This is a genomic window from Vibrio sp. 2033 (genome assembly GCF_033339735.1).
The window spans coordinates 1-645 of record NZ_JAWOVC010000445.1 but is presented as its reverse complement, the minus strand read 5'-3'; the positions used below and the strand labels follow the sequence as shown (position 1 = coordinate 645).

Genomic DNA, 645 nt, shown 5'->3' with positions numbered 1-645 from the left:
CCAATGATATACAACACACTTAGCAACATAGGGGAACACTCAAAGTAAAAAGTTACCGTTTATCCATTACAAAATGGTTAGGGCAGTAACAACACTTACAAACGGCTTAATCAGTCTTAAAAAGTGATTAAAACCAGCAACATGCTCATAATCAAACTGCTTGAAAAACAGCAATTTGAGTGGCACCAAAATAAGGCGAGAGTGTATTAGTAAATGAGTACGCTGACGAATGAGAAATTGTATTGAGAAAGGTCGGTTCAGATAAATTCAACTAATAACCAAAACTGTGGGATGCCTTTACCTTATTTGCAAAAACAGCGACAATGCGCAGCGCATGTCAATTTGAAGTACAGACTCGACGATGACCCACGAATACCAAGATCTAATCACCATTTTCAATGACACTTTTCTTGAGCAATTCAACACCACGCTAGAGCTTGGTGGTGATGAGCCTATTTATCTGCCAGCTGATGATGAGCATCCTCACCATCGTATTATTTTTGCTCGAGGTTTTTACGCTTCTGCTCTGCACGAAATCGCGCACTGGTGTGTCGCTGGTCCTGAACGTCGTTTAATGGAAGATTTTGGCTACTGGTATGAGCCGGATGGACGCACTGAAGCCGTACAAGCTGAGTTCGAAAAAGT

1 protein-coding gene is annotated in these 645 nt (G+C 41.4%); it reads left to right on the top strand.

What is annotated here, in order from left to right; translation table 11 throughout:
* Positions 1-361 precede the first annotated feature (361 nt).
* On the top strand, positions 362-645 hold a 284-nt coding region (locus R7P74_RS27095; protein ID WP_318123761.1), incomplete at its 3' end, for an elongation factor P hydroxylase.